Genomic DNA, 23,622 nt, shown 5'->3' on the forward strand with positions numbered 1-23,622 from the left:
AAGATCTCTATTAATGGTAGATTATTTTTTATTAAGTTTTTCACTAACTTGCTGCCAGACCAAATCAGGCAATGTTCCTAATGCTTTTAATGGCATGGTTAGTTTTTTCGGAAATTCAATCACATCATGCCCGCTTTCGATACCATCGCGTATGGCTTGGCTAGCTTGGGCTGGCGTCTGGATAAATGGCATTGGAAAGTCATTCTGTTTGGTCATCGGTGTCTCAACAAAACCAGGCACGACTAAGCTGACTGACACACCATGCGGAGCAAGGCTAATCTGTAGGGTCTTCATTAGATAATGGATAGCAGCTTTTGAGCTACCATAGGCTTCAGCGCGCGCAAAAGGCACATAAGCAGACGCTGAACCGATACCGACCAAGCGACCTTTTGAAGCGATTAGCTTTGGCAGCACCCCTTCGATCGCATGCGACAACGTACCCATATTTACCGACATGACTTTCATAAACACACTGCTATCAAAGTTCGGCATATCTAAGTACTCGCACATGCCAGCACCGCAAATTGCTAGATCGACATTGTCGATTTTTTCAAAAGCTTCGATGACCTTTTCTCGATCCATGAGGTCTAAATCAATCGTTTCTGCGCCTAACGCCTGAAGTTCAGACAACGCTTCGTCGTCACGGCCAACTGCATATACATGATGATCCGCTAGCAGATAGTCTTTTACCAGCTGCTTACCAATGCCTGACGTCGCCCCAGTAATGAGAATATGTAATTTTTCAGTAGAGTCTGTCATCGTAAATATCCTTTTTGAGTATTCTTATCTTTTTAAGTATTTTCATAATATGGAATTAATGGGCTTAAACTGATTGCTTAACGAAAATTTAGATTTTTAATAACAGCTAGCTATTATCATTATTCTTCGCAGATATCATTGGGCGCATTTCATTAAGCTATAAGCCATTTTATTTAACAAATCTAAATAATTATAGTGGTTGGCTACAGGCTTATTGTTGTGTCTTCGCAATCGTCTGGGCTCAAACTTAATATAAGCGTGTTGTTTGCCGTTTTCACAAGGATGCTGCTATCACAAGCAACGACACAATATTCTGTTACTAGCGTCATAAGACAGCTCAATATCAGCATGCTACAATGCAAAAATTAGCAATCGCGTCGTTTGCCAAGGTATCATCTATAATCGAATGACCGCCATATCACGGTAAGATGACGCTATCTTTTTTCAAACTGCATGACATCTTGTCCTGATAGCAATGAAAACGTTATATAATTAATATCAGATTTTCACCAACCCCACCCTCATATAAAAAAGGATCTCTCATGAGCGAGTTGCAACTGTCTGACCGCGTCAACAACATCAAACCATCACCTACGCTAGCGATTACCAATAAAGCCAAAGAGCTAAAAGCAGCTGGTAAAGATATTATCGGTTTGGGCGCTGGTGAACCTGATTTTGATACCCCTGAACACATCAAAAAAGCAGCAATCGATGCAATCAATGATGGTTTTACGAAATATACGGCTGTCGATGGTACGCCAGAGCTAAAAACAGCCATCATCGAGAAATTCAAGCGCGACAACGATATCAGCTACGAGCCAAACGAAATCCTAGTATCGGTCGGTGGTAAGCAGTCATTCTTTAACCTTGCTCAAGCATTTATCAATCCTGGCGACGAAGTCATCATCCCAGCACCATATTGGGTCAGCTATCCTGACATGGTTATCATCGCAGAAGGCGTGCCAGTCATCGTCAAATGCCCAGCTGAGCAAGACTTCAAAATCACTCCTGAGCAGTTAGAAGAAGCGATCACTGACAAGACTAAACTATTGGTATTAAACAGCCCATCTAACCCGACTGGTATGATTTATACATTAGATGAGCTAAAGGCCATCGCTGAAGTATTGAAAAAGCATCCACAAGTCTATGTAGCTTCAGACGATATGTACGAGCACATTCGCTGGACAGGCGATAAGTTCTACAATATCTTAAACGCAGCACCTGAGCTAAAAGATCGCGCCATCATCTTGAACGGTGTGTCTAAAGCGTATGCGATGACTGGCTGGCGTATCGGCTATGCGGGTGGCCCTGCTAAGCTAATCGGCGCGATGAAAAAGGTACAGTCACAGTCTACTTCATGCCCAACATCAATCAGCCAAGTGGCAGCGGAAGTCGCTATCAGTGGTGATCAGAGCGTACTAGAGCCGATGGTAGCCGCCTTTGAGAAGCGCTGTGACCTAGTCGTAGATGGTCTAAATGCCATCAAAGGCATTACTTGCCTACGTCCTGATGGCGCATTTTATGTCTATCCAAATATCGTACAGCTAATCAAAGCGGCTGGCCTGTCGTCATGTACTGAATTCTCAGCATGGTTATTGGACAAAGTAGGCGTAGCAGTCGTACCTGGTGATGCGTTCGGTCTTGGCGGCTATATGCGTATCTCGTACGCTACTGATGAGGCAACGCTAAAAGACGCCCTATCGCGTATCGAAAAAGCAGTGGCTGACTTAGACGTTGCTGAATAAATCGTAAAGAGCAATCAGTCTTACCGCTGTTCATAAAAAAGACGCCCTATACATTCTATAGGGCGTCTTTTTTTACGCGAGTCTTGGGCATAACTAGGAAAAACACGCTATCTCGTCATTAAAATGATAATTTTTACTAATTATGCAAAAAAAGGCTTGACGTATTTTTTAACTTTGCTAGAATACGCCCCACTTAGCAAGAACTCGTTAGAGACTTCTAAGGCTCGTTGTAAGCGATTAAACACTTACAGCCTATTCTCCAATAGCTCAGTTGGTAGAGCAACGGACTGTTAATCCGTGTGTCCCTGGTTCGAGCCCAGGTTGGAGAGCCACATTTTAGTAGTAAATTTCTTGAGTCAACTTTGATTCAATTATGGCATTTGCCAAAACCCTCATCAATTTGGTGAGGGTTTTTTTATGCGTATCATTTAGGGTCTGTTGAACATTCAAATATGGTACTGGCAGTGACTATGTTTTAGACAATACACAGTGAAATTTTTGACGCCTAGTCGTTCTAGGTTAGACAATTTCGCCATGTATTGGCAAAAAATAGCCCTGCCCTGAAAGGCTGATCTAAAACCACCTTAAACGTTATTGCAAGCCTAGTTAAGGTCTCGACATTATCGTCGGTTTACGCCTAGTTTGATGCGATTTTAGCGATTAGCATTCCTAATATTTGAATGTTCAACAGACCCTAATATTGGTTATCTATTTTGCCATTTTGATAAGCGCTAATCACTACTTTATCTCATACTTGATTACGACAATGATATTTAAAAATGAATATCATTGTCGCGATCGGATATTACTATAGTAAGTTTTTCATCAGTTAACTTGGCAATAGTGGTAGCCAGAATACCAATGCTAACAATGTCACTAACAACACAGGCGGCGTGATCAGTAGACCAATCTTTATGTACTGTCCCCAGCTAATTTTGTAGTTCTTCTCTGCCAACACATGTAGCCATAGTAAAGTAGCTAGACTACCAATCGGCGTAAATTTAGGTCCCAAATCATTACCAATGACATTGGCATAAATCATTAGCTCTCGTGTTGTTGCAGGCACTTGTGCTTGGTCAATCGCAAGCGCGCCGACTAGGGTTGCTGGCATATTATTCATAACAGAAGCAACTATGGCGGACAAGAACCCAGTTCCAACGGTAGCAATCACTGCGCCTTGTTGTCCCAACCAGTTGAGTACTTGCGCCCCATAGGCAGTAAGTCCTGCATTACCCAAACCATATACCACCAAGTACATACCGATTGAAAATAGTACGATTTGCCAAGGCGCTTTACGTACTACATCGCTCACCGAGACCACCGCACCACGCCCGCCTTGCCATATGCGACCAGCGATTGCCATTAGTGCAACAGCAGCGATACCTGTGACCAGTGAAATAGGCAGCCCCAACGGCTCTGTTGCAAAATAGGCGACCAGTAGCAAACCTAATAGTGGAAAAGCAGCTCGAAAGACCAATGGATCGGTAATAGCAGACTCTGGAGCGCTGAGTTCGCTAGTCGAGTAGGTTTTTGGAATATGATGCGCATAGATAACCCACAACACCAGTAGCGTCGCTAAGACAGACACCATATTGACTGGTACCATCACCGCCGCATAACGACCGAAACCAATATCAAAATAATTGGCACTGACGATATTGACTAAATTTGAGGTGACCAACGGCAGACTTGCCGTATCAGCAATAAAACCAGTCGCTATAATAAATGCTAAAGCTGATGGTGGCGAAAATTTCAGACGTAGCAAGATAGCGATGACGATCGGGGTCAGTAGTAGCGCAGCACCATCATTGGCAAAAAAGGCAGAAATAAAAGCGCCGAGCACGACAATCATCGGAAACAATAAGCGCCCTTGCCCATTGCCAAGGCGTGCCACATGTAATGCGGCCCAGCCAAAAAACCCTGCCCTATCTAAGATAAGCGAGATGATAATCAGCGCTACAAAAGTAAAGGTCGCATCCCAGACAATATCCCAGACGATACCCACATCTGATAACTGCACGACGCCAAGCGCTAACGCGACTAAAGCACCACCCATGGCGCTCCAGCCGATGCCCAATCCTTTAGGTTGCCAGATAACCAAGACTAAAGTGACCACAAAAATAGCAAATGCAAGCATTATACGACCTTACTTAAGCTGATTTTATTCAGCCGATTTAATATAGGGAATTAGATCGATTAGGGAGTTAGATCGATTTTTGATTGACGCGGCTCGATAGTTCTTCAGCACTCTCAACGCGTTCTGAATAACGATCAGTGAGATAATCTGAACGTCCGCGTGTGAGCCAAGTAAACTTCACTAGCTCCTCACAGACATCGACAAGACGCAGATATAACGGAGACATATCCATGCGATTGTCATCGTTGAACTCCAAAAATGCTTTGGGTATCGAAGATTGATTGGGGATAGTGATCATCCGCATCCAGCGCCCGAGAATACGCATCTGATTAACCGTATTAAAGCTCTGACTACCACCGCTGACTTGCATCAGTGCTAGTGTTTTACCTTGAGTTGGACGCACGCCACCTAGTGACAGCGGTATCCAGTCGATTTGCGCTTTCATGATACTGGTAATACTGCCGTGACGCTCTGGACTCACCCACAGCATGCCTTCTGACCACTGCGCCAGCTCCCGCAATTCCTGTACTTTAGGATGGTCTGAGTCTACATCGTCAGGCAACGGCAAGCCAGATGGATCAAACATTTTTACTTCACAACCATACCAACGTAGCAATCGGCTCGACTCTTCAGCGGCCAATCTAGAAAACGAGCGCGCACGGACAGAACCGTATAACACTAGTATTTTTGGCGGATGACGTGAGTCATTTGGCGCAACCAAAGAAACAATATCGATAGGCTGAAGATTATCTATATCAATATTGGGTAAGTCGTCTAAGCTAAATTCTAGCGAAGCAGTAGATTCGGCTTCCAATGCTTGGTCAACCTCAGTGTTTGTCATGAGTAATAACCTCGCCGTCTTCTTTTGTGAAGCTACTTACTGGATTGCCTAACAACTCAAACACACGCTCTGACGGACGGCATAGAGCAGCGCCTTTATCAGTCACTACGATAGGACGGTTGATTAAAATAGGATGCGCAATCATGGCATCGATAATTTGGTCGTCAGACAACTCAGGATTATCTAGACCAAGCTCATCATTGATAGTTTCTTTACTTCTTAACAGCTCTCTAGGCGAAATCTGCATTTGTGCCAACAGCTCCACTAAACGGTCGCGCGTTGGTGTATTTTTCAGGTATTCCACCACTTCTGGCTCTTCACCTGACGCTTTAATAATGGCAAGTGTGTTACGAGATGTACCGCATTTAGGATTATGAAAGATTAATGGTTTCATAGTGTTTACACCTGTTTTATGTATTTATTAAATTGATAATTGGTTTAATCGTTACCTTGCTCAGCAGACTCATCTACTCTGCAGCCACTCAAACTATCCATGAGTGAGGCACACAATTCTGGATGGCCTGCACAGCAGTCTTGCAGTAAAAACTGAATGACGCTATCCATATGTGAGAGCGACGCCCGATAGATAATCTGTCGGCTATGTCGCTGTGAGACCACCCACCCTGCTCGTGCCAGCACCGATAGATGCGCTGACATCGTATTGTGTGGCACACCGAGCTGACGGGCTATTTCACCCGCAGGGAGACCGTTAGGCTCTTGGCTGACCAGCAACCTAAAAGCCTTTAAACGGGTGTCTTGAGAAAGTGCAGCAAAGCTTGCAGTAGCATTATTTATTTCCATATGTCCAATAATATAGACATATTAAAAATAGTTCAATATGTTTTGAACAAGGTTATTATTTCTTAGAGGCATCAGGCATTAGGCATTAGTGATCATGGCACGACGAGTCAAACCATGATAAGCAATGCATCTTAAGTATTAGAAACTATCAGTTTCGGAAGTAAGACTGGATAGGGATAGTATTAAATAATTTGATGCTATGGCTTGATATAATATTACCTGCCCCGGCAACTTATTATTTTTTTGCGCGTTTAAATACCCTACCAACATGAATCAAGCTGATTAGTTTAATCAATGGTTTGATGAGTAGTTGTGCGCTGCCAAGGATAAATAGCCATGTGCCGTCCGTCGTTAACGACTCTTTCAAAAAGAAAAAGCTACCAATCAAAAACCAAACAGCGATAAGTAAATCATTCACTGCGCCCAAAGCATCATATCGTCGCTGTATGGCAATATGCTCTTGCCCAATATCAACATCTAACGCTTTGCGGTCGCTCAAAATTTATCCTTTGCTTGCATGTACTTGAGTCATAGATATATCAATTGGCCAGTACCCCTGTCAACAAGCTACTATAGAAAACCTATTAATTAAGACGTCTGTCCTCAGCCCCACTACCTACCATTTAATAACTTTATTTCACCTATAGAATTTTTAGTCCTGAAAAAAGCATACATGAGACGCTAAATATCAATCCTAAATAATATCTAAGATCTTGATTAAAAGGCATTATCATCGATATTTTAGGAAATGATTTAACAACGTAAACTTTACTTTCATTCAGACACTTTAACAGTCTCGCATTAGCACTTTCATAGCTAAGCTTCATCACAGAATTCGTAGAATTAAGTAAATTACTACTATAGTTCTCTTCTGATACCTCATATTCGTAGACTATATTTATAGAGTGCCAATGTCCTAAGCAAAACTCTCTACCAACAGGAGATATGTTATATCAAACGGTCTTGAAGTTGATTTTCTCTCCAAATAAATAGACAAATGCATCTACTAAAAAAGTACCCACTATAATAATAGTGATAAGCGAAGAAAATAAGAACATGGTATATAGAAGAAATATTTCGTACATAAGCTGAATCGCTATAATTTTTTTATAATCATTCTTACAAGAAAAGGAAATATTATAAGAATATAAGTAATTTAGAACTATTTTTGTAAACAACAAAGCAAAACCTACAATGCCAAATACAAAGAACCGTATTAGAGCAGTTATAGCCTTCAGAATACTAGAATAGTGAACTTAAATGAATAGTGACTTACTTATAGTTGTCACGTTGGATTAATATATACCTTATGGCTTCAATATAAATGACATCATATGATAATGGTTACTTTTCACAAGTCTCGTATTTCCACATAGACTTCTTCTTTACCTATTGCACTTACTCAAACTCACGATCGTAATTCCAAAAGATCATTATATTTATATTCTTTTATTTCATCCATCTATCCAAAAGAGCACTGTTTATTGGACGAATACCTATATAAATATAAAGTCAATATATGTTATTGTATATTGATATACTATTAAAGAATTTCCCCGAATAATAATTCGATCAGACAAATCAACGTGGCTAGTAATATGCTACTGGCAAAAAGCTCATTTGACATAACTATAATAAGGAAATAATCATGCTACTAGAGAAAATTAAGACACCTGGACTTTCGCATCTATCCTACTTGGTAGGCTCTGGCGGTCAAGCAGCGGTAATTGATCCACGTCGTGACTGTGCGGTATATGTAGAAAAAGCGCGTGCAGCAGGGCTTGAAATTACTCATATTTTTGAGACACATCGTAATGAGGATTTGGTTTCTGGAGCACCTATCTTGGCCGCAATGACGGGAGCGACAGTTTTACATGGACCCAATCCAGAACAACCTGTTGTCTACGCTCAGACCGCACATGATGGTGACTGCTTTTCAATTGGCCAATTAAAAATCCGTGTCTTAGAAACGCCTGGTCATACTGATGATCATCTTGCTTATGCGCTGTTCGATACAGCGTACCCAGACAAGGCGGTTGGCGTTTTTACTGGGGATGCGCTCTTTGTAGGTGATGTCGGTCGTACTGACTTCTATCCTGAGCGTCGTAGAGAAGTTGCAGGTTTACTTTATGACTCTTTACAAGACATTTTAGCGCTCGGTGATCAGGCGATTATTTATCCAGCTCATGGTGCAGGCTCCGTCTGTGGCTCAGGCATGGCGGAACGTGAGTTTTCTACCGTCGGTCATGAAAGAATGAACAACCCACGTTTACAGATTACCGATCGTGAGACATTTATTGACTTCAAGACTAGCGAAAACCATTATCAGCCACCCTATTTCAGATTGATGGAGCGCCTTAATATGGAAGGTGGTGAAGCGCCTCCAGTCGTTATGCGTCCACGCAACCTTTCGCTCAAACAGCTGCATGACTGCGATGCTGATCATCTCATCGATATTCGTGAACCAATGGCGTATGCGTCAGGACACCTGCCCGGTTCTATGAGCTTACCTGTCAACATGCTACCTGCGTTTGCTGGATGGTTTATCGAGGAAGGACAAAGCTTGGCCCTGATTGCCTCTGATGAAGAGCAACTGGCGACTGCGATGGAGCATCTGGTACGTATTGCTTTTGATAATGTTATAGGTGGCTATGTGGGTGTCGTCCCTGCCGCTGCCAAAGGTGAGCAGATGCAGCAAACCCCTATGATCGATACAACTGAGGTAGAAAGTCGTCTTAATAGTGCTCAAAATTGGACATTGCTCGATGTGCGCGATATTGATGAGAGGAATACTAGTGCGATTGAAGGGTCACAGCATATCTATGTTGGTCACCTGAATGAGCGTTGGCATGAGCTTGACCAAAGTCGCCACTATACATTGATGTGCGCCAGTGGTGCTCGAGCAACAATAGCAGCAGGGTGGCTCGCTAGTCGAGGTTTTGAGAACGTTGATATCTATCTAGGGTCGATGGGCGCATGGCAAGCAACGCATGAGTAACCCTTTATTCGTAGCTAAAATTTGCAATGAGCTAAAACGCGTCTCAAGTTTTAAACAATAAGTTTTAAGCAAAGCCATTTTAAAGTGCTGTAACTAAGACATGCTATACCTAAAATAAGTACGACGACCCTTCTTTTATTCAGTATAAGACTGATATAAAAGAAGGGTTGTCGTTTTAGCTGACCTTTAAGTGATATGACTTGAGTAAATATAAGTCATAGTACTAGGTTCTAACTCTTACTATATTTCCTTATCTGACTTATCACTCATAAAACATAGATACATAAAAAACAGACACAAAAAAACCTCAAGCAATCTAATGCTTGAGGCGAAACTTGCTTAAACTTAACAGTTTAAATTCGTTTTAAATATGGCGCAGCGGACGGGACTCGAACCCGCGACCCCCGGCGTGACAGGCCGGTATTCTAACCAACTGAACTACCGCTGCTTAGGTCTCTTAGCTTGTTTAGCCACTTGCTAAGAAGTGGTGGGTGATGACGGATTCGAACCGCCGACATTCTGCGTGTAAGGCAGACGCTCTACCAACTGAGCTAATCACCCTTCGAACAATTGCTAGGCAATTTATTCAACATCAACTGAGCTCTTAAGTTTGTCACTAAGCTCCGTTGCTGTGGGTGTGTATTATATAGATTTACTGTTGGGTGTCAAACAGTATTTACCACTTTTTTAGATATTTTTTCGATTTTTATTAGGATATCCAGCAAGCATTTGTTTTTATTGACTTTATATTTTCATACAAAACCAATGTTTTTTTAGATTTAATGCTTATTTATTGGCTAATGCTTGCTCTATATCGTTTTTGATGGCTTCTGGCTTGGTCGTTGGTGCATAGCGGTCAATAACCTGACCTTTACTATCGACTAGGAACTTGGTGAAATTCCACTTAATACCATCTGTCAGCACGCCACCCTTTTGTTCTTTGAGCCATTCATAGATAGGATGAGCATCTGCGCCATTGACATCGGTCTTTGCCATCATCGGAAAGCTGACACCATAATTCTTTTGGCAAAACGCACCAATCTCGTCATTGCTACCTGGGTCTTGGCTACCAAATTGATTACAAGGAAAACCGATAACCACCAGTCCTTGATCTTTATACTGTTGATATAGTGATTCTAAGCCTTCAAACTGCGGCGTAAATCCACATTTGCTTGCGGTATTGACGATTAATAATACTTTATCTTGGTAATCTGAAAACGCTTGCGAGCTACCATCCATTCGCTCAGCCGTAAAATCGTAAATTGTACTCATCATTTATCCTTAAATTGAGGTTTTTATTGTCTTGGGTGTTTATGCACTACTTCTTTTTCTATCATATACATAACAAAGCTATTGAAAAGGAAGCACCTTGTACTTCCCTTTCACGTTTCTAATAATATTCAGCCTACTTATTTTTCAGACTTATCTAAATCGATAGATACTGAGTTGATGCAATAGCGCATGCCTGTTGTCTCAGTAGGACCATCAGGGAATACATGACCCAAATGGGCGCCGCAGTTGCTACAAGTGACTTCGGTACGAGTCATGCCTAGCGAGTTATCAACGTGCTCTTCAATCGCGCTGTTATCGATACCTTGATCAAAACTTGGCCAGCCACAGCTCGCATCAAATTTATTGCTTGAGTCAAATAAGCTTGCACCGCAGCCTTTACAACGGTAAACGCCGTCATCTGTCGCATCATTATATACACCTGTAAATGGACGCTCAGTGCCCTTCTCACGCATAATATGATACTCATCAGCGGTTAAACGCTCTTTCCAGTCAGCTTCAGTCAACTGGCTGATTTCTTCTTTGCTTAGTTGGTTGTCTTGCATAATTTATCCTTATTCGAGTATTTATTATCTAATCTCGGTAACTATTTTATCGCCATATGATTATGAGAACGACGTGCTCTATCTGTTGGTTATCAACGCACTATTCAAGGCATATATAAGAAAAGTACTCTCTATATTGTGAGATAGACAGCATGATTGAAGAGATTAATTAAGTTAAATATAGCAAATTAATGTTAGATAATGATGGGTAAAGATGTAATCTTGATACCCATACATTCTATAGTCTATATAAGAGATTTAGAGCCATATGAATATAAGCTAAATATTAATTGCAAGATATACTTGCAAATACTAATTGAACAGATTGTAAAATCATTTGCAAATTAACTATCAATGCAATAATATCTTGCATTAGTGTTCGACTAAAATGTTTAATATATCTCTACACTGAATATTTACTGATTAATAAAGGTTCAAACAACAATGTCTAACGACAATAGTAAAAGTACGCAAGCGGAACGACTGGTACAGTTGCGCCGTGACAAAGGATTTACTGCTGAGCAGCTAGCACAAGTCATGACAGCCGCTGGTGCAAAAGTGAGTCGTGGTGCTATCTCAAACTGGGAACGCGGTACCAACGGTATTGTCTCATCCAAGCTACCTACACTCGCACGTATTTTGGGCTGTAGTGAGGGATATCTGTTGCGCGGCGACCTCAACAATGAGGCTATTGATGCAGACGAGTCGACATCATCTGTAAAGCGCAGTGAACGTCAAGAGATAGATACGGCTTCACACACACAGTCAGGTATTAAGACAACTGATGCTCAGTCCACGATAACTTCTACTGCTGGTAAAGAATCAAAAACCAATTCGACAACCAATCCGAAAAACGGTCATGCTATGAACACCATAAAAAAATCTGATAAATTACAAAACGTTTGCTATGACATTCGTGGTCCTCTATTGCAGACTGCTAATAAGATGGAAGCAGAAGGCAAACGCATATTAAAACTAAACGTGGGTAATCCAGCGCCCTTTGGTTTAGAAGCCCCGCATGAGATTTTGCGTGATGTCGCTATGAATCTATCTGAGGCAACTGGCTATTCAGACTCGCAGGGGATTTTCTCAGCACGCAAGGCCATTTTGCAATATTACCAATCAAAAGGATTGCTGTCGGCCGTTGACGTACGTGACGTATATTTGGGCAATGGGGTTTCTGAGCTTATTGTCATGACCATGCAGGCGTTGATGAATGATGGCGATGAAGTCCTGATTCCAATGCCAGACTACCCGCTTTGGACGGCAGCAGCCAACCTCGCTGGCGGTACTGCTGTGCACTATCGCTGTAATGAAGAAGATAACTGGCACCCTGATATTGAAGATATTAAGTCTAAAATCACGAGTAAAACAAAGGGTATCGTGGTTATTAACCCAAACAACCCGACAGGCTCACTTTATAGTGATGAGCTATTAAAGCAAATCATCGAAGTTGCTAAAGAGCATGATTTGATCATCATGGCCGATGAGATTTACGATCGTATTCTCTATGATGATAATATACATACCCCAATGAGCACCCTAACTGACGACGTGCTGGTACTTTCTTATAATGGCTTGTCAAAGTCACATCGTATCGCAGGATTTCGCTCAGGTTGGATGATGGTATCAGGCCGCAAACAGCACGCAGCTGACTTTATTGAAGGCTTAGATATGCTAGCATCCATGCGCCTTTGCTCTAATGTGCAAGGACAGTATGCTATTCAAACAGCGATGGGTGGACATCAGAGCATGCAAGACCTGACTTCTGAAAAGGGTCGCCTATATAAGCAACGTGAAATGGCAGTCTCACGTCTTAATGCTATCAAAGGTATTTCTTGTACCATGCCTCAAGGCGCGTTTTACTGTTTTCCAAAAATGGATCCAGAGGTTTACCCTATCACCGATGATATGGACTTTATGATGGATTTGCTCGTTGAAGAAAACGTATTGATGGTTCAAGGTACTGGTTTTAACTGGGACAGACCCGATCATTTCCGTCTGGTGTTCTTACCTAACTTGCTTGACCTAGAAAATGCGATGGATAGGTTGGACAGATTTTTTGCCAAGAAACGTAAGCAATTTGGTACTGAGTAAATCGTCATACATCATTAAAAAAACGCTTATCGGCATGATGCTGATAAGCGTTTTTTATTGCGTTGAACCTAGTTATTCAAACTCAGTTATAATAATTCACTGATAAAAACAGCGCATTAAAAAATATTGCTCAATACGAGATAACTGATAGCTGACATAGTAGCCGCTGCAGGCAGTGTCACAATCCAAGCCAAGCCAATCGGCTTCATAAGCTTCCAGTTAGTATCTCTGTTGACGATACCGATACCCAGTACCGCACCTACTAGCGTGTGAGTACTCGATACAGGCAGACCCATCGTCGATGCACCCATCACAACAGCTGCTGCTGCTAACTCAGCTGAGAAGCCTGAAGCTGGATGCATTTTCGCTAGATTGGTACCAACGGTTTGAATCACTTCTTTACCAATGAACCAAAGACCAACAATTAGTGCTACACCAAAAGTCAGCATAACAGCAGGTGGCACAGCAGCTTCAGTAGCGATACTATTAGTACGAATCACATCCATAATGGCGGCAAAAGGACCAACCGCATTGGCGATATCGTTTGAGCCATGACTAAAGGCAAAAGCTGACGCGGTAAAGACCTGCATCCAGCTAAACATAATGAACGTCGCTTTGGTCAAATCTTCTTTATGCTTACCGCGGATACTCTTGGTATAGATATAGGTCGCTAACCATACTAGCGCCGCTATCATCCCCATAATCAAGAAGCCCTGTAGTGTGGTCAGGCCGCTATTAACGTTTTTTAGACCTTTAAAGACGACTAGAGAAGTCATCACCGCACCACCTGCGGCAGCAATGATAGGTACCCATTGCTTAAGTGCTTTTAGAGTATCAAGGCTACTACGCTCATTCTCAATATCATAAAGCTTTTTGTAGTAATCAGTTTCTAGGTCTTCAACGATACAATCATCATCTTTATAGATTTCCTGATCACGTAGCATCGCTGACGTATAGGCCAATTGCTCAGACTCTGTCAAACCATCCAAAAACTCTTTATGGTTTTGCTTTAAGACTTTTTTATTGCCTTTTAGCGTCGCAATATAAGCTTCAGTTTTATCATTATATTCAATGATATTTTTCTTTATTTGTCCATATAAAAGATAAGACAATACGCCACCTAGTAGCGGCGACAATACCCAAGAAATAGCGATGGTTCCAACCGTTCCCCAGTCTACCGTTGATAGCGCCATGTCCGTACCACCTAACGTGATACCTAAAACAATGGAGCTACCAATCACACCGCCAATAATGGAATGTGTGGTCGAAACAGGCAGACCTTTCTTTGTCGCAAATAACAGCCAAAATGCTGCTGCAACCAATGCGGAGAGCATGACATAAATGAACTGATTGGGCGTCACTGATAGACCATCTAGATCGACGATGCCGCTTCGAATCGTATCAGTAACCTCCCCGCCTGCAAGGACTGCTCCCGATACTTCAAATATCGCGGCAATACCCAATGCTTGCGGGATAGTCAACGTCCCTGCACCCACCGAAGTACCAAAGGAGTTGGCGACATCGTTACCACCGATATTGAATGCCATAAAGACACCAAAAGCGGTCGCCACGATGAATAGCGTCGTTTGCTGACGCATGGTGTAATCTAAACCCCACCACAAAAAGTAGGAAGTCATCGCAATCAGTAAAATGGCAAAAAATAGATTTATTCTCATAGAGCCAACTGGCTTGATTGACTCTGTAGAACTGCTGCTAATACCCATACGTTAGTACGTCCTGCGTAAGCTGATTAAAATTATATGAGGTTGATAATACTGCGCTGCTACTCACAGTGCTTATTGCAGCACATAATGAATTAGCAATAGAAAATATATAACATGCGGTTAGAAGGTCTTGAGCCGATTATTATAGCGGCAAGAAAAAACACGTCCCTCAACATGTCACAAAGCCGCAAGTGATATTGCCAAATCGTCTGATTACAGCATCTTGCGGCTTATATATTTCATAGCGATATTTGTGGTACTACTAACAGCTATTGTAACAATTTTTGTCGTAATTATTAAGTTATCTATACTAAATAACCAAAACACGTTGTTTGCTAAATTAAAATTATTATTTAGCAGAAGCTGTTTTGCGCTCTATTATATTAAATATGAGCACATAATGCATGATGATATTGCGAGATTTGTAACTGCGATTGTATACGGACAAGACCACACTCTGTAAAAGACAGGATGGCTCGAATATGTTTTGAGCCATTCTACTTAGAAAACATTTGGAAAATACAATTATATAAATCTATAAGAGTCCTTAAACTTCAGGCATTTTTAACAACTACTTGCTTTTGGTGATTGCCGACAACTGCTCAATAGCATGATCTAACACATCTAAACGCGCCTGACGCTTTTCGTTGGTCGCAACAACACACCATGGCGCCGTCGTTGTATCTGTACGTGCCAGCATATCTGCTGCAGATTGCACGTAGTCTGACCATTTATCACGGTTACGCCAGTCATCATCCGTTAGTTTAAATTGCTTATGCGGTGTTTCTTGACGATCTTCAAACCGTTTAAGCTGCTCTTTTTTATCAATCGCTAACCAATACTTGATAACCAACGTTCCTGCTGCTGCCAAATCTGCCTCGAAACGATTGATTTCATCATATGCTCGTTGCCATTCATCAGGAGACGCAAATCCTTCGATACGTTCAACTAACACGCGCCCATACCAAGTACGATCAAAAATAGCAATACGGCTGATACGGTTCGTTTGCTCGTTAGGCAATCTCGTCCAGAATCGCCACAAGTAAGGATGCTGGGTTTCATATAGCATCGGTGCACCAATATTATAGATTTGATACTCGCGGGGATCTAGCGGAGCAACCAACCTTTTGATTGCACCGCCCTTACCGGCAGCGTCCATTCCTTCAAAAGCAAACACCACATGCCGACCTTGACGGGCACGTAGCAACTCAGCAAGCCGCGCTTGCTTCTCTGCCAATGCCTCACGATAGTCGGACTTACTGATTTTCTTATCTTTAATAGACGTCAGTTGCTTAGGTATCGGTACAGGCTCAAACTGTTTTTGCTTAGTATCTGAGCTAATTTTCAGTGTCTCGGACTGAGGATGGTTTCTTGATGTTTCCTTGTCATTGTCACTGCTATCTGTCTGACTACTTGCCAGCGCGGTTTGCATAGCATGTAGCACCAGATGGCAGAAGTTATCAGCGGCCTCTAGTTTATCGTCACCATCAATAATGACCCAATCATCCTGTTGACGCAGCAAGGTCGCAGCCACTTCATTAAACTTCTCGATGACTTGCTTGTTGTTCCAGTCAATTTGATACAAAAACTGCGGATCTGCTTCATCATCCTCTAAGCGACTGTGCAACGTTTCGATATCAACATGAAACCAGCATTTTAGTAATTTGGTTTGATTGGCAATGAGATCGTTTTCAAATGCTTTTAGCGTATCTAACTGCTGCTGTAGATAGTCTTGCCACTGAGCGATAGGAAGCGGATTTTTAATTTTTTGACCTTTATCATTTGATAATGCTTCAAGGTTCTCACTATCTGACGTCGCTAGTCGCATGACGTTGTATAATAAATCAGCATACCAGTTGCCGAAATATACCATGACATCACCATGGCGCGGCATGGCGCGGGTATGCGCTTGCCAAATGGGTTGATAGTTCAATGGCGAATGACCAATAGTGGCCTCAACTTTAAGCAGCCTTGGATCTACCCATTGCCTCAACTGCTTAACGGCGGTACCTTTACCCGCTTGCTCCATTCCATTAACTAGCACCAATAGACCTGTTGGCTTATTGAGGGTCGGAGGCGTTTGCTGGCGAGTGGCTTTTAAAGCATACTGAGCCGTCACCAATGCCAGTCTAAGCGAATCCTCATCCAGTGAAAACTGACTTAAAGGATTAGGCTTTAGACGCTGCTCCACAACTTGCTCGCTAAATTGTGTACTTACCGCTTGTGGTGCTTTTGGTTCAGTAGTATCATTTTTTTGAGACATGATTACACTCGCTATTATTGTTATTGGGCTGCTTTACTAATGAATGACTTATGGGATAGCTCTCGATAAGATAACTCTCAACATTTCTATCTCATCGCTCATTTTTATCTCATTTAATCATAGCACTGCACCAATTGAGTAAATAATATTGCTGTGTAACAGATTGGTATTTGTATTCTTAATTATTTTCTTTTAAGGTGAACACAATTTTGGGTATAGGGTAGAACAGTTGTTGAAAGCCTTATAACCCTGAACCACTATATTTAAAACAACCATACTCAAATTTAATTACCCTTTACTTCTACAGGATTCACTGCCATGACCGCTTTAGCTGATTTACAACAGCATTTAACACGTTTTTGGGCGATGCCTCATCACCAAGATGATGAATTAAATGCTAAGCTCAAAGAAGTACAATCATGGCAACAAGCTCGTCTGCAGCAAACGCATCGTGAGCTATTCGAACAACCCAAAAACCAGCTAATGGCAGATTACTTCCTCACCCAACTGTATGGCGGTGAAGAATTCAAGTTATTGGCAGAGCAGTTAGCACGTATTCTGCCAAAAGCAAAAAAGTTAGAACGTCTTGCCAAAGAATCAGCTCTAGAAGCTGGTAGTATGGGCATCCAAGCAGCAATTTTAGCTATTGAGTTAGATTTGCATTTGGCTCAGTGGCTACTTGCTCAGGATTTGCCAGTAAACGAAGAGAATATGCTAGCCGCCTATCGTACTGTCGACGAAGAAGCCGAGCGCCGAGTTCAGATTGCTAATCTAAAAGACGTCTGTTATCGCACGGACAAGCATCTAAATTCGTTTATGCTCAAAAAAGCCTTCGCACTAGCAAAGAGCACAGCCTATCGTCATAACTTTCAACCACTTTATGACTTTATTGATGCAGGCTTTAAGGCCATGAAGCCTTTGAGCAGCGTCAGCGATTTTATCGAGCCATTTTGCAAGCGCGAACTGTCAATCGTTGATCAGGTGCATGATTCGGATAATGGCAGTAAGCCAGTAGCGTTTGGTGTATCATAAGCTCAATATGCTAAATGGCCAGTTGACGCTTACTATTTAACGATTTCTTCCGATAAAGACAATCATACGATAAAGACAATCATAAAAATAAATTCTAGGACAACATGATGACTGATAATTCAAAAGATAGCAGCGCTCCTTCTAATCAAGCCACAACAACCAATGGTCATTTGCAAGACAAACTGGTAAAAGACAGTATTGCTCATAATCAGCAGATTAGCGCGCAGATATTACGCAACCAAACAACCAATGTCGTGCCGAGCAAGAATAATAGCATTGCTAGTGACGACAGTAGCGACTTTACTAAAGTTCAAGACCTACCAACTGGAACGCCGCAAGGCCAACAAACCACTATGCCAAACAACGACAAAACGACTCGCACAAACCCTTCAGAGCAAACCATAAAACAAACGCTATTCAATCAGCGTGATGACATCAATAATCCGCACACGCCTGAAACAGATGGTAATGAGCAGACGCATTTTGGCTATAAGACCGTCAATAAAGCAGAAAAGCAAGCACGTGTGGCTGACGTATTCACTTCTGTTGCCAAAAAATATGACATCATGAATGACTTGATGTCATTTGGTATTCATCGTCTGTGGAAGCGTTATGCAATTAGTCTATCAGGCGTACGTGCTGGTCAACATGTCCTTGATATCGCTGGCGGTACGGGCGATTTGGCCAAAGTATTTAGCCGTGAAGTCGGTAGAAATGGCCACGTAGTACTATCTGATATCAATGCTGCGATGCTAGAAGTAGGTCGTGAGCGCCTGATCAATGCAGGCTGTAACAACGTTGATTTTGTATTAGCAAACGCTGAGACATTAGCCCCTTTTGATGACGAAAGCTTTGATTTAGTGACCATTAGCTTTGGTCTACGTAATGTTACTGACAAAGATGCCGCGCTAAAGTCTATGTATCGCGTCCTAAAGCCAGGTGGTCGTCTATTGATTCTGGAGTTCTCAAAGCCAGTATTTGAGCCACTATCTAAAGCTTATGACTTGTATTCATTTACCGCGTTGCCAGTGATGGGTAAGCTGATTGCTAATGACGCTGAAAGTTATCAGTACTTGGCTGAGTCAATTCGTATGCATCCTGATCAACAGACACTTAAGCAGATGATGCAACAAGCTGGTTTTGAGAATTGCGATTATCATAACTTGACTGCTGGTATCGTGGCTGTCCATCGTGGCTTTAAAGCTTAACGATAAAGTACGATTGGTAAGACCATTACGTTTAACAAACCATATTGAACCTAACACGAATACACGATGCGCTGATGCAGCTAATGCAAAGGCGCTCACTTAACGATGCGAGAGCCTTATGCTGACTGTCCTTCTATTAGCTGGAGCCGAAAAGCTAATCAACATTGCCATTGCCAGTGATGAGATTACCAAAGCAGGTTTAGCGCCACTTGCAGGTAAAGTGTTACGTCTGAATATGGGATTGCCTGAGATTAATTTAGACATCCTGTTCACTCATGAGCGTTTACGCTTTGAGCCAGTCACAACAGAGAGCGTATTTGAGCCAAGTGGCCAAATGAATGAGTGCCGAAAAGCCAGCATGGAGCGCGCACGTTTTGGTCATAGTCGTCCAGACTGTACCATCACCGTAGATAATGCCGCTCAACTGCTCAATCTGATGCGCGGCGCTGAAGGTAACCTGCCAATCGCTGGTGATTACAAGGTGCTGATGCAGCTCAAACAACTGGTTGCAGGATTTGATCCTGACGTGGCTGGACAGCTTGAGCCGTTTATTGGTAAACCAATGGCTAGCCAGTTACATCTTCTTATCTCTCAGCTCAAAGGTAGCTGGCGTCATAGTGCCAAACGTGCTTTTGATGACGTTAGTGATTGGGCCAATGAAGTGGCTGGCAATAGCACACCTGACCCTATCGAGGTGGTTGAAGTAAATGATCTTAAACAGCAACTGTTAAAATTACGTGCGGACGTCGAACGAGAAGCAGCCAAACTTGCTGCTATCAAAGAAGAGCAAGCGCAGTTTCTTAATAACTCGTTTCATCAATAGCCGATTGCATCCATCATAAATGAATGCTATTACCGATGGCACTATTTATGATTAAGCGCAGCGCTTACCCCATTTTCGTCTTTGTTTAGAGTACCTAACCTCATGCTATTATCGCACCGCGCTCGTCTACTTGAGCTTTGGCGTATCGCCGCAATGTATCGCCTTGATACCCATTTTTCTATCGAAGAAGCACCGCAGCTGCAACCTTTGGCGCGATTAATTCGCATTCATCCAGCAGCATGGGGCAAAAAGCACCAACCAAATGCGATTAAGTATGCGCTTGAGGACATGGGTACGCTGTTTTTGAAACTGGGCCAGTTACTCTCAACGCGTCGCGATTTGGTACCGCCTGAAATTATCGCTCAATTGATTCAGTTACAAGACAAAGTTAAGCCTTTTGACGCTGATATTGCTGTCGCTCAAATTCAGCATCCTAAACATGGTCTTGGCCAGCCGATTGAAACGCTGTTTGCCCGTTTTGATATCAAACCGCTAGCGGCCGCTTCTATCGCCCAAGTTCATACTGCTGCTCTACATGATGGGCGTGAAGTCGTGGTAAAAGTAGTGCGCCCTGATATTCGCACTGTGATTGTTTCTGACTTTGAACTGTTGCGGGAATTGGCAAGTTGGGCATCTGCACGCATTGAGGCGGCACGTGCCATCCATATCATTGATATTGTCGAAGACTATCGGCAAGTCATGCTCAATGAGCTTGATTTGACACTTGAGGCTGATAATACTACTCAGATGCGTAATAACTTCTTGGGCTCAGCACTGATGTATGTGCCTGAAGTTTACGACGCTGCCAAAAACGTGATGGTCATGGAGCGTATCCAAGGCGTCCCTATCTCACAAGTTGAGATGTTTGATCAGTTGGGCTATGACCGTGCAGCGCTTGCAGAAAAAGGCCTAACGATATTTTTTACCCAAGTCTTCCGTGATAACTTCTTTCATGCTGATATGCATCCAGGCAATGTGTTTGTAGAAACACCACCTGTGCAAACTTTACATGCAGGTATGGAAGCAGTTGATTTAGGCCATGAACCACGCTATATCGGACTTGATTGCGCCATCATGGGCACTTTATCAAAAGACGATCAGCTCATCGTGGCACGGATGTTACTTGCCGTGATGAACAATAACTTTACCGCTGTGGTCGATATTGTTAGCCGTGCAGGTTGGATACCACCAAACGCTGATAAGCATGCCTTGATGCGTGATATGAAACGTACCGTCGGTCCTATGCTACAAAAATCAATCGATGATATCGACTTTGCTGGCGTACTGATGCAGATTTTGGACATTGCACGTAGACATCATATGAGTATCCCGCCGCAGCTGATGCTTCTGCTAAAAACCTTGGTCCATGTGGAAGGACTCGGTCGTGATTTATATCCTGATCTGGACATTTGGTCACTTGCCAAGCCAATTCTAAGCAGTTGGATTAAAGAGCAATTAGATCCTATGCGTAATCTACAGCAACTGCGCCAACAACTGCCTGAAATGCTCTTGTCTACTACCGATATTCCTAAACTATTAGATCAAGGACTACAAAGCCTTGCCTCACAGGGCTCTCGTCAGGACAGTCAACTACGCGAGATACAACAGATTCGCGCTGATATGCTAAACGACCGTCGTCGTGACTGGTTGGCACTGGCAGGGTTTGCTATTTTTATCGCTATCGCTACGCAAGTTATCGGCTGGCTATCACCTATATTTTATATACTAGCTGTCTTGGTAGTTGTTTGGCGCATCCTAATTTAGTTATAATAGAACAAATGTCTGTAAATAAAGAATATTAAATGGATATTGAATATGCTAAGTTAATGCTAAATAGTCACATTATCTATAGGAACCCTCATGTCAGCGCTACCACTGTCACAGACCCATAATACTAATAAACCAGACTATAGTGAGGCTATCACAGCTTTGCAAGAACGTTTTGGCAAGCAACTGAGTTTGAACGCTACAGTTCGTGAGCAGCATGGTCATACCATGACGTGGTTAGCTAATCAGCCGCCAGATGCTGTATTAACAGTACAGGACAAACAGGAAGTAGCTGCGGCCGTTGAGATTTGCTATCAGCATCAAATGCCAGTGATTGCTTTTGGTATCGGCTCTTCTTTGGAAGGTCAATTGAATGCTCCCTATGGTGGACTGTGCATCGATATGCATGCGATGGATACTATTTTACAGGTCAATAATGAAGATTTGACCGTTACCGTTCAGCCCGGCGTGACGCGTGAGCAACTAAACCATTATCTGCGTGATACAGGGCTGTTTTTTCCGATAGACCCCGGTGCCAATGCCAGTATTGGCGGCATGGTCGCCACTCGCGCCTCAGGTACTAATGCAGTACGTTATGGCACTATGAAAGATGTGGTACTTGCACTAGAAGTAGTAACTGCAAGTGGCGATATCGTACGAACAGGCACACGTGCCAAGAAGTCTGCGGCCGGTTATGATTTGACGCGCTTGATGATAGGCTCAGAAGGTACACTTGGTATTGTCACTGAGGCCACGCTGAAACTATTTGGTATTAGCGAGTGTATAGGCAGCGGTATTTGTCATTTTTCGACCATCGAAGATGCTTGCCAGGCCGTAATGCTGACCATTCAGATGTGCTTACCTATTGCTCGTATCGAGCTGCTTGATGCAATGCAAATCAAAGCATGTAATCAATATGCCAATCTCGATTTAACCGAAACGCCTACGCTATTTGTTGAATTTCACGGTACAGAGGCAAGCGTTGCTGAACAGGCGCAAATGTTTGCTGATATTATCGAAGAGTTTGATGGTCGTGATTTTGCTTGGGATACCAATGAAGCTGAGCGTAAACGTCTCTGGCAGGCAAGACACAATGCTTATCATGCTAGCTGTGCGTTACGTCCTGAGACAAGCGCCCTATCGACTGACGCTTGCGTACCTATTTCTCGCTTGGCAGAATGTGTCAGCGCCACTGCAAAAGATATTGAAGCATCAGGGATGATTGGACCAATTGTAGGTCATGTAGGCGACGGTAACTTTCATGTTTTATTATTGGTCGATACCAATAATCCTGAAGAGGTAGCTACTGCTGAGGGTATTATCGGTCGTCTCGCCACGCGGGCTATCGAGATGGATGGTACTTGTACGGGTGAGCACGGGATCGGACAAGGCAAACAAAAATATATGCAGCAAGAACATGGTAATGCGCTGATACTTATGGAAGCTATCAAGGCAGCCCTCGACCCTAAAAACATCCTTAATCCAGGGAAAATATGGCCTGAGGCTTTATCTATTTCCTAATACTATTAGAAAAACTAAAACCGTACTAAAGCCAGAGCGATAGCCAAAAAAAATGCGCCTGTTTCTTATTA

18 protein-coding genes and 3 tRNA genes are annotated in these 23,622 nt (G+C 42.6%); 9 read left to right on the forward strand and 12 right to left on the reverse strand.

What is annotated here, in order from left to right:
• Positions 1 to 21 precede the first annotated feature (21 nt).
• A complete protein-coding gene (locus tag IEE84_RS08990; protein ID WP_191113925.1) occupies positions 22 to 759 on the reverse strand; it encodes an SDR family NAD(P)-dependent oxidoreductase in 738 nt (245 codons plus the stop codon).
• A 542-nt stretch (positions 760 to 1,301) separates the two neighbouring features.
• Here IEE84_RS08990 and IEE84_RS08995 point away from each other — a divergent pair.
• Both IEE84_RS08995 and IEE84_RS09000 read left to right on the forward strand, forming a co-directional pair.
• Positions 1,302 to 2,504, forward strand: coding sequence for a pyridoxal phosphate-dependent aminotransferase (locus IEE84_RS08995; RefSeq protein ID WP_191113926.1), 1,203 nt, complete (start codon positions 1,302 to 1,304; stop codon positions 2,502 to 2,504).
• Positions 2,505 to 2,760: 256 nt separating this feature from the next.
• Positions 2,761 to 2,836: transfer RNA gene (locus IEE84_RS09000), tRNA-Asn, on the forward strand.
• Positions 2,837 to 3,333: 497 nt separating this feature from the next.
• Here the strand turns inward: IEE84_RS09000 and IEE84_RS09005 are convergent.
• The 5 genes from IEE84_RS09005 to IEE84_RS09025 all read right to left on the reverse strand — a co-directional run bounded on the left by IEE84_RS09005 (position 3,334) and on the right by IEE84_RS09025 (position 6,782).
• Positions 3,334 to 4,641 (reverse strand): arsenic transporter, encoded by a 1,308-nt coding sequence (locus IEE84_RS09005; RefSeq protein WP_463671208.1) that lies wholly within the window; start codon positions 4,639 to 4,641, stop codon positions 3,334 to 3,336.
• A 67-nt stretch (positions 4,642 to 4,708) separates the two neighbouring features.
• A complete protein-coding gene (arsH, locus tag IEE84_RS09010) occupies positions 4,709 to 5,482 on the reverse strand; it encodes an arsenical resistance protein ArsH (protein WP_191113927.1) in 774 nt (257 codons plus the stop codon).
• Positions 5,469 to 5,876: an arsenate reductase (glutaredoxin) gene (gene arsC / locus IEE84_RS09015; RefSeq protein ID WP_191113928.1), complete on the reverse strand. Its 408-nt coding sequence runs from the start codon at positions 5,874 to 5,876 to the stop codon at positions 5,469 to 5,471. Before arsC ends, arsH begins: the two co-directional genes overlap by 14 nt.
• Before the next feature lie 44 nt (positions 5,877 to 5,920).
• A complete protein-coding gene (locus IEE84_RS09020; RefSeq protein WP_191113929.1) occupies positions 5,921 to 6,283 on the reverse strand; it encodes an ArsR/SmtB family transcription factor in 363 nt (120 codons plus the stop codon).
• A 235-nt stretch (positions 6,284 to 6,518) separates the two neighbouring features.
• A complete protein-coding gene (locus tag IEE84_RS09025) occupies positions 6,519 to 6,782 on the reverse strand; it encodes a YrhK family protein (protein WP_191113930.1) in 264 nt (87 codons plus the stop codon).
• A 1,149-nt stretch (positions 6,783 to 7,931) separates the two neighbouring features.
• Between IEE84_RS09025 and IEE84_RS09030 the strand changes: the two genes are divergently transcribed.
• Positions 7,932 to 9,281: an MBL fold metallo-hydrolase gene (locus IEE84_RS09030; RefSeq protein WP_191113931.1), complete on the forward strand. Its 1,350-nt coding sequence runs from the start codon at positions 7,932 to 7,934 to the stop codon at positions 9,279 to 9,281.
• A 371-nt stretch (positions 9,282 to 9,652) separates the two neighbouring features.
• On the opposite strand, the gene IEE84_RS09035 is transcribed toward IEE84_RS09030, so the two are convergent.
• The 4 genes from IEE84_RS09035 to msrB all read right to left on the reverse strand — a co-directional run bounded on the left by IEE84_RS09035 (position 9,653) and on the right by msrB (position 11,116).
• Positions 9,653 to 9,729, reverse strand: a tRNA-Asp gene (locus IEE84_RS09035).
• A gap of 37 nt (positions 9,730 to 9,766) precedes the next feature.
• Positions 9,767 to 9,842, reverse strand: a tRNA-Val gene (locus tag IEE84_RS09040).
• A gap of 225 nt (positions 9,843 to 10,067) precedes the next feature.
• A complete protein-coding gene (locus IEE84_RS09045; RefSeq protein WP_191113932.1) occupies positions 10,068 to 10,553 on the reverse strand; it encodes a glutathione peroxidase in 486 nt (161 codons plus the stop codon).
• A gap of 137 nt (positions 10,554 to 10,690) precedes the next feature.
• Positions 10,691 to 11,116 (reverse strand): peptide-methionine (R)-S-oxide reductase MsrB, encoded by a 426-nt coding sequence (gene msrB, locus IEE84_RS09050; RefSeq protein ID WP_057760931.1) that lies wholly within the window; start codon positions 11,114 to 11,116, stop codon positions 10,691 to 10,693.
• 444 nt (positions 11,117 to 11,560) lie between these two features.
• Between msrB and IEE84_RS09055 the strand changes: the two genes are divergently transcribed.
• A complete protein-coding gene (locus tag IEE84_RS09055) occupies positions 11,561 to 13,213 on the forward strand; it encodes an aminotransferase class I/II-fold pyridoxal phosphate-dependent enzyme (protein WP_191113933.1) in 1,653 nt (550 codons plus the stop codon).
• A 116-nt stretch (positions 13,214 to 13,329) separates the two neighbouring features.
• On the opposite strand, the gene IEE84_RS09060 is transcribed toward IEE84_RS09055, so the two are convergent.
• Entirely contained in the window at positions 13,330 to 14,937 is a 1,608-nt protein-coding gene (locus IEE84_RS09060; protein ID WP_191113934.1) for an inorganic phosphate transporter, read from the reverse strand.
• A gap of 571 nt (positions 14,938 to 15,508) precedes the next feature.
• On the reverse strand, positions 15,509 to 17,200 hold the full coding sequence (locus tag IEE84_RS09065) for an ATPase (RefSeq protein WP_191113935.1): 1,692 nt from the start codon (positions 17,198 to 17,200) through the stop codon (positions 15,509 to 15,511).
• 318 nt (positions 17,201 to 17,518) lie between these two features.
• On the opposite strand from IEE84_RS09065, the gene IEE84_RS09070 reads away from it, so the two are divergent.
• From IEE84_RS09070 to IEE84_RS09090, 5 genes are all read left to right on the forward strand, one after another.
• A complete protein-coding gene (locus IEE84_RS09070; protein WP_191113936.1) occupies positions 17,519 to 18,232 on the forward strand; it encodes an FFLEELY motif protein in 714 nt (237 codons plus the stop codon).
• A gap of 107 nt (positions 18,233 to 18,339) precedes the next feature.
• Entirely contained in the window at positions 18,340 to 19,440 is a 1,101-nt protein-coding gene (gene ubiE, locus IEE84_RS09075; protein WP_191115443.1) for a bifunctional demethylmenaquinone methyltransferase/2-methoxy-6-polyprenyl-1,4-benzoquinol methylase UbiE, read from the forward strand.
• A gap of 118 nt (positions 19,441 to 19,558) precedes the next feature.
• A complete protein-coding gene (locus tag IEE84_RS09080) occupies positions 19,559 to 20,263 on the forward strand; it encodes a ubiquinone biosynthesis accessory factor UbiJ (protein ID WP_191113937.1) in 705 nt (234 codons plus the stop codon).
• Positions 20,264 to 20,365: 102 nt separating this feature from the next.
• Entirely contained in the window at positions 20,366 to 22,027 is a 1,662-nt protein-coding gene (locus IEE84_RS09085) for an ABC1 kinase family protein (RefSeq protein ID WP_191113938.1), read from the forward strand.
• 96 nt (positions 22,028 to 22,123) lie between these two features.
• A complete protein-coding gene (locus IEE84_RS09090) occupies positions 22,124 to 23,551 on the forward strand; it encodes an FAD-binding oxidoreductase (RefSeq protein WP_191113939.1) in 1,428 nt (475 codons plus the stop codon).
• Positions 23,552 to 23,622 lie beyond the last annotated feature (71 nt).

The sequence above is a fragment of the Psychrobacter sp. 28M-43 genome (assembly GCF_014770435.1).
Taxonomy (GTDB): Bacteria; Pseudomonadota; Gammaproteobacteria; order Pseudomonadales; family Moraxellaceae; genus Psychrobacter.

Excerpts from the sequence above, each read along its gene's own strand:
- IEE84_RS09020 (WP_191113929.1), bottom strand. The coding sequence starts at position 6,283 with ATGGAAATAAATAATGCTACTGCAAGCTTTGCTGCACTTTCTCAAGAC.
- IEE84_RS08990 (WP_191113925.1), bottom strand. The coding sequence starts at position 759 with ATGACAGACTCTACTGAAAAATTACATATTCTCATTACTGGGGCGACG.
- IEE84_RS09085 (WP_191113938.1), top strand. The coding sequence starts at position 20,366 with ATGCTATTATCGCACCGCGCTCGTCTACTTGAGCTTTGGCGTATCGCC.
- msrB (WP_057760931.1), bottom strand. The coding sequence starts at position 11,116 with ATGCAAGACAACCAACTAAGCAAAGAAGAAATCAGCCAGTTGACTGAA.
- IEE84_RS09080 (WP_191113937.1), top strand. The coding sequence starts at position 19,559 with ATGCTGACTGTCCTTCTATTAGCTGGAGCCGAAAAGCTAATCAACATT.
- IEE84_RS09030 (WP_191113931.1), top strand. The coding sequence starts at position 7,932 with ATGCTACTAGAGAAAATTAAGACACCTGGACTTTCGCATCTATCCTAC.
- IEE84_RS09065 (WP_191113935.1), bottom strand. The coding sequence starts at position 17,200 with ATGTCTCAAAAAAATGATACTACTGAACCAAAAGCACCACAAGCGGTA.
- IEE84_RS09060 (WP_191113934.1), bottom strand. The coding sequence starts at position 14,937 with ATGGGTATTAGCAGCAGTTCTACAGAGTCAATCAAGCCAGTTGGCTCT.
- IEE84_RS09090 (WP_191113939.1), top strand. The coding sequence starts at position 22,124 with ATGTCAGCGCTACCACTGTCACAGACCCATAATACTAATAAACCAGAC.
- IEE84_RS09005 (WP_463671208.1), bottom strand. The coding sequence starts at position 4,641 with ATGCTTGCATTTGCTATTTTTGTGGTCACTTTAGTCTTGGTTATCTGG.
- IEE84_RS09070 (WP_191113936.1), top strand. The coding sequence starts at position 17,519 with ATGACCGCTTTAGCTGATTTACAACAGCATTTAACACGTTTTTGGGCG.
- ubiE (WP_191115443.1), top strand. The coding sequence starts at position 18,340 with ATGACTGATAATTCAAAAGATAGCAGCGCTCCTTCTAATCAAGCCACA.
- arsC (WP_191113928.1), bottom strand. The coding sequence starts at position 5,876 with ATGAAACCATTAATCTTTCATAATCCTAAATGCGGTACATCTCGTAAC.
- arsH (WP_191113927.1), bottom strand. The coding sequence starts at position 5,482 with ATGACAAACACTGAGGTTGACCAAGCATTGGAAGCCGAATCTACTGCT.
- IEE84_RS09045 (WP_191113932.1), bottom strand. The coding sequence starts at position 10,553 with ATGAGTACAATTTACGATTTTACGGCTGAGCGAATGGATGGTAGCTCG.
- IEE84_RS09055 (WP_191113933.1), top strand. The coding sequence starts at position 11,561 with ATGTCTAACGACAATAGTAAAAGTACGCAAGCGGAACGACTGGTACAG.
- IEE84_RS08995 (WP_191113926.1), top strand. The coding sequence starts at position 1,302 with ATGAGCGAGTTGCAACTGTCTGACCGCGTCAACAACATCAAACCATCA.